General features: G+C 62.2%; 11 protein-coding genes. 3 read left to right on the forward strand and 8 right to left on the reverse strand.

Annotated elements, in window-relative coordinates:
• The 8 genes from ABID19_RS08130 to ABID19_RS08165 form a co-directional block, all read right to left on the reverse strand.
• The coding region (locus tag ABID19_RS08130; RefSeq protein WP_354489521.1) for a Re/Si-specific NAD(P)(+) transhydrogenase subunit alpha at positions 1-1,223 on the reverse strand (1,223 nt) is incomplete at its 3' end.
• 85 nt (positions 1,224-1,308) lie between these two features.
• On the reverse strand, positions 1,309-1,533 hold the full coding sequence (locus tag ABID19_RS08135) for an aa3-type cytochrome c oxidase subunit IV (RefSeq protein WP_352926501.1): 225 nt from the start codon (positions 1,531-1,533) through the stop codon (positions 1,309-1,311).
• Positions 1,534-1,736: 203 nt separating this feature from the next.
• Positions 1,737-1,886, reverse strand: coding sequence for a DUF3096 domain-containing protein (locus ABID19_RS08140; RefSeq protein WP_065006071.1), 150 nt, complete (start codon positions 1,884-1,886; stop codon positions 1,737-1,739).
• A gap of 187 nt (positions 1,887-2,073) precedes the next feature.
• On the reverse strand, positions 2,074-2,853 hold the full coding sequence (locus tag ABID19_RS08145; RefSeq protein ID WP_435528702.1) for an N-acyl amino acid synthase FeeM domain-containing protein: 780 nt from the start codon (positions 2,851-2,853) through the stop codon (positions 2,074-2,076).
• A 151-nt stretch (positions 2,854-3,004) separates the two neighbouring features.
• Positions 3,005-5,317, reverse strand: a complete 2,313-nt coding sequence (locus ABID19_RS08150) for a putative bifunctional diguanylate cyclase/phosphodiesterase (RefSeq protein ID WP_354489526.1) — start codon at positions 5,315-5,317, stop codon at positions 3,005-3,007.
• A gap of 145 nt (positions 5,318-5,462) precedes the next feature.
• Positions 5,463-8,942, reverse strand: a complete 3,480-nt coding sequence (locus ABID19_RS08155; RefSeq protein ID WP_354489528.1) for an indolepyruvate ferredoxin oxidoreductase family protein — start codon at positions 8,940-8,942, stop codon at positions 5,463-5,465.
• Between the two features lie 219 nt (positions 8,943-9,161).
• On the reverse strand, positions 9,162-9,701 hold the full coding sequence (locus ABID19_RS08160; protein ID WP_354489530.1) for a hypothetical protein: 540 nt from the start codon (positions 9,699-9,701) through the stop codon (positions 9,162-9,164).
• Positions 9,694-10,305, reverse strand: a complete 612-nt coding sequence (locus ABID19_RS08165; protein ID WP_354489532.1) for a CGNR zinc finger domain-containing protein — start codon at positions 10,303-10,305, stop codon at positions 9,694-9,696. The genes ABID19_RS08160 and ABID19_RS08165 overlap by 8 nt, the downstream gene beginning before the upstream one ends.
• Positions 10,306-10,405: 100 nt before the next feature.
• On the opposite strand from ABID19_RS08165, the gene ABID19_RS08170 reads away from it, so the two are divergent.
• The 3 genes from ABID19_RS08170 (at position 10,406) to ABID19_RS08180 (ending at position 13,990) form a co-directional block, all read left to right on the forward strand.
• A complete protein-coding gene (locus ABID19_RS08170; protein ID WP_354489534.1) occupies positions 10,406-11,311 on the forward strand; it encodes a branched-chain amino acid ABC transporter permease in 906 nt (301 codons plus the stop codon).
• A gap of 328 nt (positions 11,312-11,639) precedes the next feature.
• Positions 11,640-12,224, forward strand: a complete 585-nt coding sequence (locus tag ABID19_RS08175) for a TRAP transporter small permease subunit (RefSeq protein WP_065006078.1) — start codon at positions 11,640-11,642, stop codon at positions 12,222-12,224.
• Entirely contained in the window at positions 12,221-13,990 is a 1,770-nt protein-coding gene (locus tag ABID19_RS08180; RefSeq protein WP_354489536.1) for a TRAP transporter large permease, read from the forward strand. The genes ABID19_RS08175 and ABID19_RS08180 overlap by 4 nt, the downstream gene beginning before the upstream one ends.
• Position 13,991 lies beyond the last annotated feature (1 nt).

The following is a 13,991-nucleotide window of genomic DNA, read 5'->3' on the forward strand; positions in this document are numbered from 1 at the left end:
GCCTTCTTTGCAGCAGCCGGTTTGGCGGAAGCGTCGGCGACCATCGTTTTGGCCGGGATCGCCGGCGGTTCGACACGCGGCGCTTGCTCAACCCTGACGAAAGCCGGATGCACGACCTGGCCGCCATCGGTCAGCATCGTCGCCTTGACCAGATCGTCGTCGCGGTTGATGGAAAGCGTCTTCGTGGCCTTGTCGACCAGCGTCTCGAGGAAGGCAAAGAGGTTCCTGGCGTAGAGCAGCGAGGCGGATGCCGCGACGCGACCCGGTACGTTGAGGTGGCCGACGATTTTTACCCCGTTGGCCGTGGTCACCACCTGCCCGGGCACGGCTCCTTCGACGTTGCCGCCGCGCTCAACCGCGAGATCGACGATCACCGAGCCCGCCTTCATCGAGGCAACCATCGCGGCCGAAACCAGCTTCGGCGCCGGACGGCCGGGGATCAGCGCCGTGGTGATGACGATGTCCTGCTTGGCGATATGCTCGGCGGTCAGCGCCGCCTGCTTGGCCTGATACTCCTTCGACATTTCCTTGGCATAGCCGCCAGCGGTCTCGGCCGCCTTGAACTCCTCGTCCTCGACCGCCAGGAATTTTGCGCCGAGCGACGCAACCTGTTCCTTGGCGGCAGGACGCACATCGGTGGCTGTGACGACGGCGCCGAGCCGTCTTGCGGTGGCGATTGCCTGCAGGCCGGCGACGCCGACGCCCATGATGAAGGCTTTCGCCGCCGGTACCGTGCCGGCTGCCGTCATCATCATCGGCAGCGCCCGGTCATATTCGGCAGCTGCGTCGATCACCGCCTGGTAGCCGGCAAGGTTGGCTTGGCTGGACAGGACGTCCATGGACTGGGCGCGGGTGATGCGCGGCATGAATTCCATCGAGAAGGCGGTGACACCGGCTTTGGCAAGTGCTGCGACCGCGGCGTCGTTGCCGTAGGGGTCCATGATGGCGATGACGGCAGTGCCCGCACGATAGGCCTTCAGTTCCACTTCGCTGGGCCGGCGCACCTTCAGCACCACATCGGCCTTGGCGACATCGCCGGCCTTACCGATCACAGCGCCGGCCTTGGCGAATTCCTCGTCGGGAATGCGCGATGCCGTTCCGGCGCCGCTTTCGACGATCACGTCGAGCCCCAGCCCCGCCAGCCGCTTCACCGTGTCGGGCGAGGCCGCAATGCGCGGCTCGTTCGCATCGAGCTCACGAGGGATGAAAACCGTCTGTCCCACCGCATGATCCTTTCGGCTGGAACCTGTCTGCGCAGGACGCCGGCCGGATCTCCGGCGATGTCACGAGCAAGGGGGTTTGAAGAACTTACCTGAGAATGAAAGCGCCGACGGCGAGGATCAGAACGAACAGGATGAACGCCGAGAAGAAGCCGCCCGCAAAGAAGCCGAAAGCCATTGCCAGAAGCACGGCGGCGCAAAAGAGCGAACCGTATTTGGCGAGCATGACAAAGCCGGCATAGGTGCGGTCATGCTCGGCATAGTCCATCTTCGCGCCCAGTTCGACAGGACCGGTCGGCGCATGATCAGCCATAGGAATACCCCTTCGAAGACATCTTTCAGGCACATAGCGAAAAGCCAGGCTGAGGGCAATGGCGCTATTGCCGCATCGGCGAAGACAACAGCGTCAAAGAAAAGTTGAAGCTGCCCGGCGCAGGACGACGCGCCGGAGGCGACCAGCGGCTGCCACCTCGCGCTTGCTTGCCGGCCAACGCGCGCCCGCGCCAGCCGGCATTTTCAGCCGGCGAGCTGCGGAAACAGCCCAAGCAGGCCGACGACGATCAGATAGAGCGCAACGATATAGTTGAGGAGCCGCGGCATCACCAGGATCAGCACGCCGGCAATCAGCGAGATCAGCGGCGTGAGTGCGAGCGTGGAAATGGTCATGTCGGTTCCTTTCGATAATTGCGCCAACCCCATGCGGGTCGACGTCGTTCATGCGCCACCGGCGCGCTTGGCAGAACGCCGAAGCGGCCGGAAAGCTCCGGCCGGTTCTAAAAATGCTACATATCGCATCTCTGTTTTGATGCCTATCGCCGGTCGGAAATCGCTGCGCACCTCTGGCCGGTGTACATCAGGCGGCTTCGCGAAAATACTTGGCAGTGGGCAGGATGGTCAGCGGCGCGAGTTCGCCGGCGCTAAGCGCTTCGAACAGCATCCGCTGCTCCATCGGTGTCGACCGGAAGAACGGAAACCGTGAGAAAGACCGCTCGCGGATGGCGCTGACGTTGGCGCGGTAGAGCACGACCTTATAATTCAAGCCCGGATAGTCGCGTAACTCGCCGATCTGCTCGGAACAGTAAATGCGACGGTAGAAGCCTGCATGTTCCGGGCGGATGGTGGAGAGGCAATAAGGCGCGTCGAAGTAGAAACATGCCATGCCAGCGAGGCGTAGCGTCAGATATGGAATCTGCGGATAGACCCGCGACCAGTCCGGATCGGCGGCAAAGCGGCTGGGGTCAACGAAATGTGCACCAGACGCCAGCATGGGGTGCAATATGTCACCATAGACTGTCGTGGAAGGCGACTGCGGCGTGGCGCCGCTGGCATGGTGAATGCGTAGCGTGCTGACTAGAACGCCGTCGATATACATTCCGAACTTCGAGCAATTGGCCGCTTCGTCGAGCTCATCATGCACAATATGGTCGGGATTTTCCGGGACCATATCGCTCAGACGATAGGACTTGTAGCGCAACCTGTAGATGTCTTCGAGGTCTTCGCCCTTGTCGCATCGGCGGTACTCGGTGCGCTCGAGCATCGCCGAAACATTCCTGGCAAAGCCAGACATGGCGTCAGACGCATCACTCCCGTCCGCGCTCGCCGCCTGGCGAGGCGAAGTCAACTCAACAACCATGAACCCGAACCCCGTAAACTACCCCCGCAACCGACACTAAGGCAGGGTCGTACGATGTAAAGATGAAAACAAGATAGGGATCATTTACCAGTCATTAAGGTTAATAATTGAGATAATTGTACTAAAGTACGATGTTTTCTACCGACAGAAATCATCGACGCGTCGACTTCCGGGCCGTCTTGATGTCCTTGGCGAAGGGCCAAACCGTGTTCGACATGGTCTCGATGCCGGACGCGCTGAGCGCTGAACCGAATAGAAAACCCTGGACGAGATCCGGCTTGACCTCCAGCGCCAGGATCTTGAGCTGCTCGAAGGTTTCGACGCCTTCGACGGTGACCGAAAGCCCCAGCGGCCGTGACAGATTGACGATGCCTTTGAGCAGTTCGAGCGAACGGCTGTTCTGGGTGACATCCATCAGGAACGAACGGTCGATCTTGATCTTGTCGAGCGGCAGTTTGTGGAGATAGCTCAGGCTCGAATAGCCGGTGCCGAAATCGTCGAGCGCTATGCGCACGCCAAGCCGCCTCAATTCCTCGATATATTGACGCGTCTGCGACTTGTCGTCGAGCAGCGCCGTCTCGGTGACCTCGATCTCCAGGCGACCGGGGGCGAGACCGGAACTGGCGAGCGCATCGCTAACCTTCTGGACGACGTCGCGGTTACGGAAGTCCTTGGCTGAGAGATTGACCGAGACACTGGTCTGTGCGGGCCATTTGGCGCATTCGGTGCACGCCGCAAGTAGGACAAAGGTGCTGATCTCGGAAATAATGCCCATTTCTTCCGCCAGTGGAATGAAGACACCGGGCGAGATCGGCCCGAGATCGGGGTGGTCCCAACGGCACAGCGCCTCGCAACTGTCTATGCGCATCGTGCTCATCGCCACGATCGGCTGATAGACCACCCGCAACCCCTTGCTTTCCACCGCGGTGCGCAGATCCGCCTTCATCAGCTGGCGGTTGCGGAAAGCGGCGTCCATCGATGCCTCGAACAGCCGCCAAGTGTTCTTGCCGAGTTCCTTGGCCTTGTAGAGTGCGAGGTCCGCCTTGACGATCATGGCGTCGACATCGGTATCCTTGACCCGCGACAGCACCGCGCCACCGCTGGCCTGAATGCGCAGTCCATGGCCGGCGACGTCGACCTCGCCCTGCAGGTCGACGAAAATCGCGTCGAGTTGGCTGATCAGGTGGTTTTCGCCCTCGATGCGGTCGAAGAAGATCATGAACTCGTCGCCGCCAAAACGGCTGACGGTGATGCCTGGTCCAGCGACCGCCGCCAGCCGCTCGGCGACGGCGTAGATCAATCCGTCGCCGACCGGATGGCCAAGCGTGTCGTTGACGCTCTTGAAGTCGTCGAGGTCGAGCACGGCGAGCCCGCACAGACGCTCGAGATCGCCTGAGGCCATCGCCTCTCCGATCAGCTCGTGGAAGTACGCGCGGTTGGGCAGACCGGTGAGGTTGTCGTAACGCGCCATGAAGCGGATCTTATCTTCCGCCTCGACGCGGGCCGTCACATCCTCGAAGGTGATGACGCCCAGCTCCTGACTGCCTTCGCGCGCCGAGAACTCATAATGCTGTCCGTTGGCAAGCGAGACGAGAACCTTGCGGTCGCGGCCTTCGCGCAGGGCGCGTGTCAGCTGGGCTTCGATGTAGCGGCAGTCCTTCGGCGCCAGCATGCCTCCGGCAACGCCCCGCATTAGCAAACCATGGATCGATCGCCCGAGCAGCACGTCGGGCGATTTGAGCGACATCAGATGCGCGGCTTCGGCATTGGCCACCGCCACCCGGCCGTCGGGACCGAGCATGACAAGCCCATGCGACATGGTGTTCAGCGCCCGATTGAAGCGCTGGGCGATGCGGTTCGCCTTTTTTTCTTCTGACAGAGCGGCGAAAAGCACCTCCCTGACCACATCGGCAAAGCGCTTGATCGCGAACAGGAAGGGAGCCGACATCAGACCGAGTATGACATGATAGACATCGCCACGCAGGATGAAGCCCAGCGAGATCGACCACGTCATGGTCATGATGAAGATCATGACCATCCTCGGCGAGCCGTAATTGCGGCCGGCTATGGCCGTGGCGGACGCCAGCGTAACGCAGACGGCGGCTATTTCAGCATAGTTGTCATGCGCCAGGTAGATGCCGGCGAAACAGAAGGCACCCAACATGAAACCGTGCATGGAGCCGTAGAGAATGTAATCATTCTCGCGGCGGCGCGCCTCCTCCCAATTCTTCGGTGGTGGGGCGCGGCGGTATTTCCTCATATTGCGCAGGCGCAAGAAGGCGACGATCAGCAATCCGGCGGCCACCGCGAGGTAGGTCGGATCCCTGGTTTTCCAGTAGACCAGCACCACCAGCAGGGTTTGGGCAGAGAATCCAATGGCCAGCGTCAACACGTCGCGAAACAGAGTTTCCACGAACGGGATGTAGACGTCGACCGGGATCTCGTTTTTTCTGTTCAGATTCACGCCTGAATCCCAACCCTGGGGAGCCAAGCTGTGTCACATTCGCCTTAAGAAAGGTTTAGAGAGGCCGTTTCGAGCCCTGCCACGATTTCCAGTTGACCTTGCGTAAGGCAGGAAATCATTCTTCACGGTAAGCAGGGCCTATCGCTCACTCGGCGGCTTGCAGTTGCGACCGCACCGGCGTCTTTCCCAGGCGATCGAGCAGCCTCTGCCGCTCGCCAGCGGCCTTTTCGGCACTGGCTTGCCTGACGTGACCATAGCCGCGAATGAGCGCCGGCACCGAGGCAAGCGCTGCCGCGGCCTCGACCTTGCCCGGCGCCAGTGCGCCGGCGATAAGCTCCAGGTCGGCCTCGTACTGCGCAAGAAGCTGCCGCTCCATACGCCTTTCCGTGCTGTAGCCGAACACGTCGAAAACCGTGCCGCGCAAGGCTTTCATCGCTGCCAGCAGGCGGAACCCCTTCATCATCCAGGGACCGAAGCTCGACTTCCTCGGCTTGCCGTCCTTGCCGCGCCTGCCCATGATCGGCGGCGCGAGATGGAATTCGAGTTTGTCGTAGCTCTGGAACTGCTTGCCCAGCTCGGCGACGAAGGAGCCATCGGTGTAGAGCCTCGCCACCTCGTATTCGTCCTTGATTGCCATCAGCTTGAACAGGTTCCTAGCTGCGGCCTCGGTCACATCGGTCGAACCCGGCACCGCCCTGGCTTCGGCCTTGCGCAGCGCGGCCAATCTGTCGGCATAGCGCTTGCCATAAGCGGCGTCCTGATAGGCGGTGAGGAAGGCGACACGGCGGGCGACAATGTCGTCCAGTGTGTCGGCGACAGCGGCTGTCTGTGCAGTCTTGCCTGGCTGGGCCACGAGGCCGCGGACGAAATCCGGCTGGTGGGCGGCGCGACGGCCCCAGCGGAAGGCTGAGACGTTCATCGCCACGGCCTGGCCGTTGAGCTCGATCGCCTTTTCGACTGCCTCGGCCGACAACGGCAAACCGCCATGCTGGAAGGCGAAGCCGAGCATGAACATGTTGGCGCCGAGCGAACTGCCGAACAGCGCGGTGGCGGTGCGGGTGGCGTCGAAGAAATGCGCCTTGTCGTCGCCCGCGGCAGTGCGGATCGCCTTTTTCAGCCGCTCGACAGGCAGCGAGAAATCCGCCGAACGGGTAAACTCGCCGGGCATGATCTCGGCGGTGTTGGCGAGGAAGATCGTATGGCCCTCGCGCACCGCGGCGAGCACCTTTTGGGCGCCCGACACGACGAGATCGCAGCCAAGCACGAGGTCGGCCTTCCCAGCCGAAACGCGGATGGCATGGATATCGTCCGGGCGGCGCGCGATGCGGACATGGGTGAACACCGAGCCGCCCTTCTGGGCAAGGCCGGCCATGTCAATCATGCCGCAGCCCTTGTCTTCGAGATGGGCCGCCATGCCGAGCACCGCGCCGATGGTGACAACGCCGGTGCCGCCGACGCCGTCGATGATCGCCGCCCAGCCTTGTTCGCCGAGCGGGAATTCAACGGGCCCGGGCACGCCGTCGAGCGGGTCGGTCGTGCCGGCAATACCCTCGGCCTTCCTGATCTTTGCGCCATGCACGGTGACGAAGGACGGGCAGAACCCGTTGATACAGGAGAAATCCTTGTTGCAGCTCGACTGGTCGATCCTGCGCTTGCGGCCGAATTCGGTCTCGACCGGCTGGATCGACACGCAATTCGACTGCACCCCGCAGTCGCCGCAGCCTTCGCAGACCAGTTCATTGATGAAGACGCGCTTGTCTGGATCGGGGAAGGTGCCGCGCTTGCGGCGGCGGCGCTTTTCGGCAGCGCAGGTCTGATCGTAGATCAGCACGGATGTGCCGCTGACCGCGCGCAATTCGCGCTGGACGAGGTCGAGATCGTCGCGGTGATGGATGGTGGCGCCAGCGGGGAATTCGACCTTGCCGGCATATTTGTCCGGCTCGTCGGTGACGATGGCGATACGCTCGACGCCCTCGGCCCGCACCTGCCTGGCGATCATATCCACGGTCAGGCCGCCCTCGTGCGGCTGGCCGCCGGTCATGGCGACAGCGTCGTTGTAGAGGATCTTGTAGGTGATGTTGGCGTCGGTCGACAGCGCAAAGCGGATCGCCAGCGCACCAGAGTGGTTGTAGGTGCCGTCGCCGAGATTCTGGAAGATATGGTCGCGTTTAGAGAACGGCGCCTGGCCGACCCATTGCGCACCCTCGCCGCCCATAGCGGTGAAACCGACGGTGTTGCGGTCCATCCACAGCGCCATGAAATGGCAACCGATGCCGGCGGCAGCGAGCGAACCGTCGGGCACCTTGGTCGAGGAATTGTGCGGGCAGCCGGAGCAGAAGAAGGGCGTGCGCGAGGCGATGTCCGACGTGTCGGCGAGCATTGCCTGGAACTGGCGAAGTTTCGCTACCCGCGCGGCAATCTCTTCCGACGGCCCGATCGTTCGCAAGATTCTCTCGCCGAGCGCTATGGCGATGTCATTGGGATCGAGCGCGCCCTTGGCCGGGAACAGCCCGTCGCCGCGCTCGTCCTTCTTGCCGACGATAACCGGCTGCGTGGCGGTGCCGTAAAGGTTCTCGCGCAGTTGCACCTCGATCAGCGAGCGTTTCTCCTCGACGACGACGATGGTGTCGAGGCCGCGAGCGAAGTCGGCGATGTGGTGCAGGTCGAGCGGCCAAGGGCAGCCGATCTTGAACAGCCTGATACCGATGCGGTTGGCGGCGGCCTCGTCGACGCCGATATCTTCCAACGCCTGGCGAACGTCGAGATAGCTCTTGCCGATGGTGACGATGCCCAGCTTCGGGGCACGTCCACCCGAATAGACGATCCGGTTCAGCCGGTTGGCATGGATAAAGGCCGAAGCGGCGGCGCGCTTATATTCATGCAGCCGCTCCTCCTGGCCGAGCATGTCGATCTCATTGCGAATGTTGAGGCCGCCGGGCGGCATGTCGAAGTCCGGGACGACGATATCAAGCCGTTCGAGCGCGACATCGACCGAGGCCGTCGATTCGACGTTGTCCTTGACGCATTTGATCGCCGCCCAGGTGCCGGCGAAACGCGACATGGCAAAGCCGTAGAGCCCGTAGTCGATGATCTCCTGGACACCGGCCGGGTTGAGGATCGGCACCATCGTGTCGACGAACAGGAACTCGGTCGCGTGCGCGTTGGTCGAGGATTCGGCCATGTGGTCGTCGCCCATCAAGGCAAGCACGCCACCATATCTGGACGAGCCGGCGAGATTGGCATGGCGGAAGACGTCGCCGGAGCGATCGACGCCCGGCCCCTTGCCGTACCAGACCGAAAAGACGCCGTCATGCGTGCCCTCACCCAGCAATTCGGCCTGCTGCGACCCCCAGCAGGCCGTGGCCGCGAGTTCCTCGTTGAGACCGGGCTGGAAGACGATGTCCGACTGGGCGAGCTGCTTCCTGGCCTTCCAAAGCTGCATGTCGAGGCCGCCGAGCGGCGAACCGCGATAGCCGGAGACGAAGCCGGCGGTGTTCAGGCCGGCCCGGCGGTCGCGCTCGCGCTGCATCAAAAGCATGCGGATGACCGCCTGTGCCCCTGAAAGGAAGATGCGCTCCTTTCCCAGGTCGAACTTGTCGTCGAGCGCAACTTCATGCAGCGTCATCAGGCACTTCCTCTGCGGAGACCGCATTCAGGCGCGGCCAACGTCGGAGCTGGATGGATCAGTCTTTCTTCCCTTGCCGGACAGGTCAAACGAAATCGAAGATGCCAGGCGATGCGCAACAAACAATCCGGTGAAGGGCTGGCAGCGTATCAGGTCGCGCACCGGATGACCGGACAGCGCAGGAAAATTTCGGCCGCAGCCGATACCGGCAGTGAGGCGTCAGCCGGCCTTCGGACAGTCGGGCTTAGGCGCACCCGGCAGCTTGCCGTCAGGATGGCCGGCAAGCTCGGGGTTGGGCGTATAGAGTTGATCGATGACCAGCGGCCGGTCGGGCAGGACCGACTGGTCCTGGGTCGACATCAGCGTGGTGTCGATCTTCTGGAGAACCGTACCGTCGGCATTCTTGATGCTGATCGCAATCGCATAGGGCTTGTCCTTGACGATGCAGAAAAGTGCCGGGCTCTCCAGCGACACCTTGCCGAGCTTCGGCCAGATTTTCTGTTCGACGATCAGCGGCTCGCCGCCGGCCGGATTCTGAAAGCTGGCGACGGCGACTTGCCCTTCCTCCATCGGCCGCAACGGTCTCAGCGTGACGACATAGGTCGCCCTTGCGAGGCGATAGTTGAAGACGAACAGCTTGCCGGAAATCTCGAACAATCTGCCTTCGCCGTCCTTGCCTGTGTCGCGGCAGGCGCCGAGCGTTGCCGCTGCCACGAGCGCGGCGCCAGCGACGATCGCGTGCAAGATTTTTCTAGACATTGGTTATGCCTCCGGCTGCCGTTCGACGGCGGCGATAGTGGCGGCTCGCCTTCTGGCGGTTGCCGCAAACCGCCATGTCGCACCAAAGACGGCTGGAATTGCGGCTTCTGTCGACGAACAGCCAGGTGCAATTCGGGCAGATCCTCAGCCTTGCGATGGTGCCACCTTGCAGCAGCGACAGTGCGGAAATCGCCAGTGCCGCCTCGAAAGCGATGGGCGTCGCCGCATCGCCGAACGGCCGTCCCGGCGCACCGATCTCGGTGCGGCTGTGCGCGAGACCCGCGGCGCAGGCTTCAAGGAAGTCAGGCAGATCGGCTGTGGCGACCGCACCTTTCAACACCGCACCACGAAACAGCCGGTCGGTCGTCTCGCGGATCGACAGCACGACCGGCGCAATCTTGTCCGGCAACGGCGCTTCGAGCCGCCTGCCGCCAAGCTCGGCGGCGCGATAGCGGCTTGCCGCGTCGGCAAAACGGGCGATCTCGGCGGTATCCTTGAACCGATCGAAGGTTTTCTGAGGATCACACCGCAGCACGACCGTATTCGCCGTGTCGAGCGCAAGCATGCCGCCGGTGAAGCGGTGCGGGGTCCATGAAACCGTCATGAGGCTATTTCTAACCGATGAATCGCATTTGACAAGTTAGATTCCCCGATGCAAATCTGCTCCGCATGGGCGCGGTTTTCCGCGATCCAAGGAAATTCGCATGCTCTATTTCTTCCAGCAGGTCCTGAACGGGCTGCATTCCGGCGCGCTCTACGCACTGCTCGCCTTCGGATATGTGCTGACCAATGGCGTCCTGCACCGGACGAATCTCGCCTATGGCGCGCTGTTCGCGTTTTGCGGACAGACGATGATCCTCACCGCAGCCTTCGGCTATCAGGCCCTGTGGCTGACCCTATTCGCGGCCGTTGTGCTCGGCATTGTCTCGGCATTCCTGTATGCGGCACTGATCAGCCATGTCTTGTCGCGTAGCATCTTCGAGCCGCTGGCCGACCGCACGCCCAATGCGATCGTGGTGACGACGCTGGGCATATTGCTGCTCCTGTCGGAGGCAAGCCGCATTGCCGCCAACACCCACGACCTGTGGCTGCCGCCAATGCTGGCCCAGCCCATCATTTTCGCGCGAGGGCATAATTTCAATGCCACGCTGACGTTCATACAGTTGCTCGACTGCGCGACCGTCGCGGCAACCATCGGGCTCGCCGCCTGGGCGTTGGCCCATTCGAGCTTCGGGCGGCGTTGGCGCGCCGTGTCCGACGATCCCAAGGCCGCAGCCATGTGCGGCGTCGACGTGCGTACGGTGTTTCGGCACGCGGTGCTCGCCGGCGGCCTTTGCGCGGCGCTGGCCGGTGTCCTTGCCGGCCTTTACTACGGCAATGTCAGCTTCGGCTCCGGCCTGGTCTACGGGCTGAAAATCCTGTTCGTGACGGCGGTGGGCGGCTATCTTTCGCCGTTGCGGGCCGCACTTGGCGCTGCCGCCTTTGGCATGGCCGAATCGCTGTGGGCCGGCTATTTCCCGGTCGAGTGGCGCGACGCCTGGATGTATCTATTCCTGGTCGCCATGCTGGTGCTGATCGGCACCGGCCGCGACCAGAGCAAGATTGTCTGATTGCATCGGACCTGAGTAGACTTTGGTTGCATGACGTCTACAGCGCCGCGCGTCCTCTCGGACGCGCAAAGGACGCTGTAGTACTTTGATTTTGCGCATGATCCCAGCGAAAATCGATTCCGATTTTCGGGGTCATGCGCTAGTCATGCGGCGGTTTCGCCCCTTCCTCATCCCACAAGATTGTTTTACTCGGTCTGCCCTGTGTTGACCCGCCGGGCCACGCACGGCATACCGTTGGGCCACAGCGGCGCGTCGAAAAACAAGCGGGAACGGGCCGCTGCTGACGCTTTGAGTGACACATCGTGCCGATGCGTAAAGGGAGGAATGTATGGCAGGGCTTCTCGCTCTATCCAGAACCATTGATCGTGTGAACGAATTCATCGGCAGATGGGTGTCGTGGCTGATCCTGCTGGCAATTCTGGTCAGCGCCGCCAATGCGGTTATCCGCAAGACGTTCGACATGTCGTCGAACGCCTGGCTGGAACTGCAGTGGTATTTGTTCGGCGCCGCCTTCATGCTGGCCGCAGCCTACACGCTGAAGCAGAACGACCATATCCGCATCGACATCGTCTACGGCATGTTCTCGCGTCGCGTACAGCACTGGATCGACCTTCTCGGTCACCTCTTCTTCCTGATGCCGTTTGTGACACTGATGGTGATCTATTTCGTTCCCTACGTATCGCTGTCGTTTCGCAGCGGCGAAATGTCGAACAATTCCGGCGGGCTGATCATCTGGCCGGCAAAGGCGATCCTGCTGGTCGGCTTTTTCCTGCTGGCGCTCCAGGGAATCTCGGAAATCATCAAGAAGATCGCCATCATGCGTGGTGACATGGATGATCCCACTCCGTTCATATCGGTGCATGAGCAGGCCGAACTTGAGGCGAAGGCGCTCGCTGAAGAGGTGCGCTCGTGATCGAGTTCATCGCGCAGAACATGGCACCGATCATGTTCGCCTCGCTGATCGTCTTCATGCTGATCGGCTATCCGGTCGCGTTTTCGCTCGCCGCCAACGGCCTGCTGTTCTTCTTTATCGGCGTCCTCCTGTCGCCCTATTCGGGCGGCTCGATCAATCTCGCCTGGCCGCTGCTGCACGCACTGCCGGACAATTTCTACGGCAGCCGGGTGATGTCGAACGACACGCTGCTGGCCATCCCGTTCTTCACCTTCATGGGAATCGTGCTCGAACGATCGGGCATGGCCGAGGACCTGCTGGATACGATCGGCCAATTGTTCGGGCCGATCCGCGGCGGCCTCGCCTATGCCGTGATCTTCGTCGGCGCGCTGCTTGCCGCAACGACGGGTGTGGTGGCTGCTTCCGTCATCGCCATGGGGCTGATCTCGCTGCCGATCATGCTGCGCTACGGCTATGACCGGCGCGTGGCGTCCGGTGTCATTGCCGCATCGGGGACGCTGGCCCAGATCATTCCGCCGTCGCTGGTGCTGATCGTTTTGGCCGACCAGCTTGGTCGCTCGGTTGGCGACATGTATGCGGGTGCGCTGATCCCCGGCCTGGTGCTCACCGGCCTCTACACCCTTTATATCCTGATCATGTCGATTGTCCGGCCGAAGTCGATGCCGGCACTGCCGCTGGAGGCCCGCACGCTCGGCCACGGCATCTTGTCGTTGCTGGTGGCAGTGCTGGCGACGGTCGTGGTTTCCTACGCGGCCTATCGCTATCTTGCGCCCTCGCAGGGTCAAAACGCCGACATTCTCGGCGCCACTATCGGCGTGGTCTTGATCTATGTCGTGGCGATCGCCGACCAGCGCCTGAAGATCAACATGATGTCGCGGCTGGCGCAGCAGGTGATCATCGTGCTGATCCCGCCGCTGGCGCTGATCTTCCTGGTGCTGGGCACCATCTTTCTGGGCATCGCCACACCAACCGAGGGCGGCGCCATGGGCGCTGTCGGCGCGCTGGTCATGGCGGCGATGAAGGGGCGGCTGTCACTGGATGTGATCAAGCAGGCGCTGGCCTCAACAACGCGGCTGTCGTCCTTCGTGCTGTTTATCCTGATCGGCGCGCGCGTGTTCTCGCTGACCTTCTACGGCGTCAACGGCCATATCTGGGTCGAGCACCTCCTGACCTCGCTGCCGGGTGGCGAAGTCGGCTTCCTGATCGGGGTGAACATCCTCGTCTTCTTGCTCGCCTTCTTCCTCGATTTCTTCGAGCTCGCCTTCATTATCGTGCCGCTTTTGGCGCCGGCCGCCGACAAGCTCGGCATCGACCTGATCTGGTTCGGCGTGCTGCTCGGCGTCAACATGCAGACCAGTTTCATGCATCCACCCTTCGGCTTCGCGCTGTTCTACCTACGTTCGGTCGCCGCCCGCGTGCCCTATCTCGACCGGCTCACCGGCAAGCAGATCGCGCCGGTGACCACCGGCCAGATCTATTGGGGGGCGGTTCCCTTCGTTTGCATCCAGGTCATCATGATCGGGTTGACCATCGCCTTCCCGCAAATGGTGATGCATTACAAGGGCACGCCAGTCGATCCGGGCACGATCGATTACCAGGTGCCGGAAACGCCGGGGCTGTCGCCGCTTGGCGCACCCCCGGCGGATGGCACGGCGCCGACTGCGCCTGCACCGGATCTGTCGCAGCCGCCGAATTTCGGTGAAACCCCGCCTGCCAAGCCAGCAGCGCCAGCACCCGACCTGTCCCAGCCACCGAGTTTCAACTGAT

The organism is Mesorhizobium robiniae (genome assembly GCF_040545535.1).
In the GTDB taxonomy this organism is placed as follows: Bacteria; Pseudomonadota; Alphaproteobacteria; order Rhizobiales; family Rhizobiaceae; genus Mesorhizobium; species Mesorhizobium robiniae.

Excerpts from the sequence above, each read along its gene's own strand:
- ABID19_RS08135 (WP_352926501.1), bottom strand. The coding sequence starts at position 1,533 with ATGGCTGATCATGCGCCGACCGGTCCTGTCGAACTGGGCGCGAAGATG.
- ABID19_RS08140 (WP_065006071.1), bottom strand. The coding sequence starts at position 1,886 with ATGACCATTTCCACGCTCGCACTCACGCCGCTGATCTCGCTGATTGCC.
- ABID19_RS08145 (WP_435528702.1), bottom strand. The coding sequence starts at position 2,853 with ATGGTTGTTGAGTTGACTTCGCCTCGCCAGGCGGCGAGCGCGGACGGG.
- ABID19_RS08155 (WP_354489528.1), bottom strand. The coding sequence starts at position 8,942 with ATGACGCTGCATGAAGTTGCGCTCGACGACAAGTTCGACCTGGGAAAG.
- ABID19_RS08160 (WP_354489530.1), bottom strand. The coding sequence starts at position 9,701 with ATGTCTAGAAAAATCTTGCACGCGATCGTCGCTGGCGCCGCGCTCGTG.
- ABID19_RS08165 (WP_354489532.1), bottom strand. The coding sequence starts at position 10,305 with ATGACGGTTTCATGGACCCCGCACCGCTTCACCGGCGGCATGCTTGCG.
- ABID19_RS08170 (WP_354489534.1), top strand. The coding sequence starts at position 10,406 with ATGCTCTATTTCTTCCAGCAGGTCCTGAACGGGCTGCATTCCGGCGCG.
- ABID19_RS08175 (WP_065006078.1), top strand. The coding sequence starts at position 11,640 with ATGGCAGGGCTTCTCGCTCTATCCAGAACCATTGATCGTGTGAACGAA.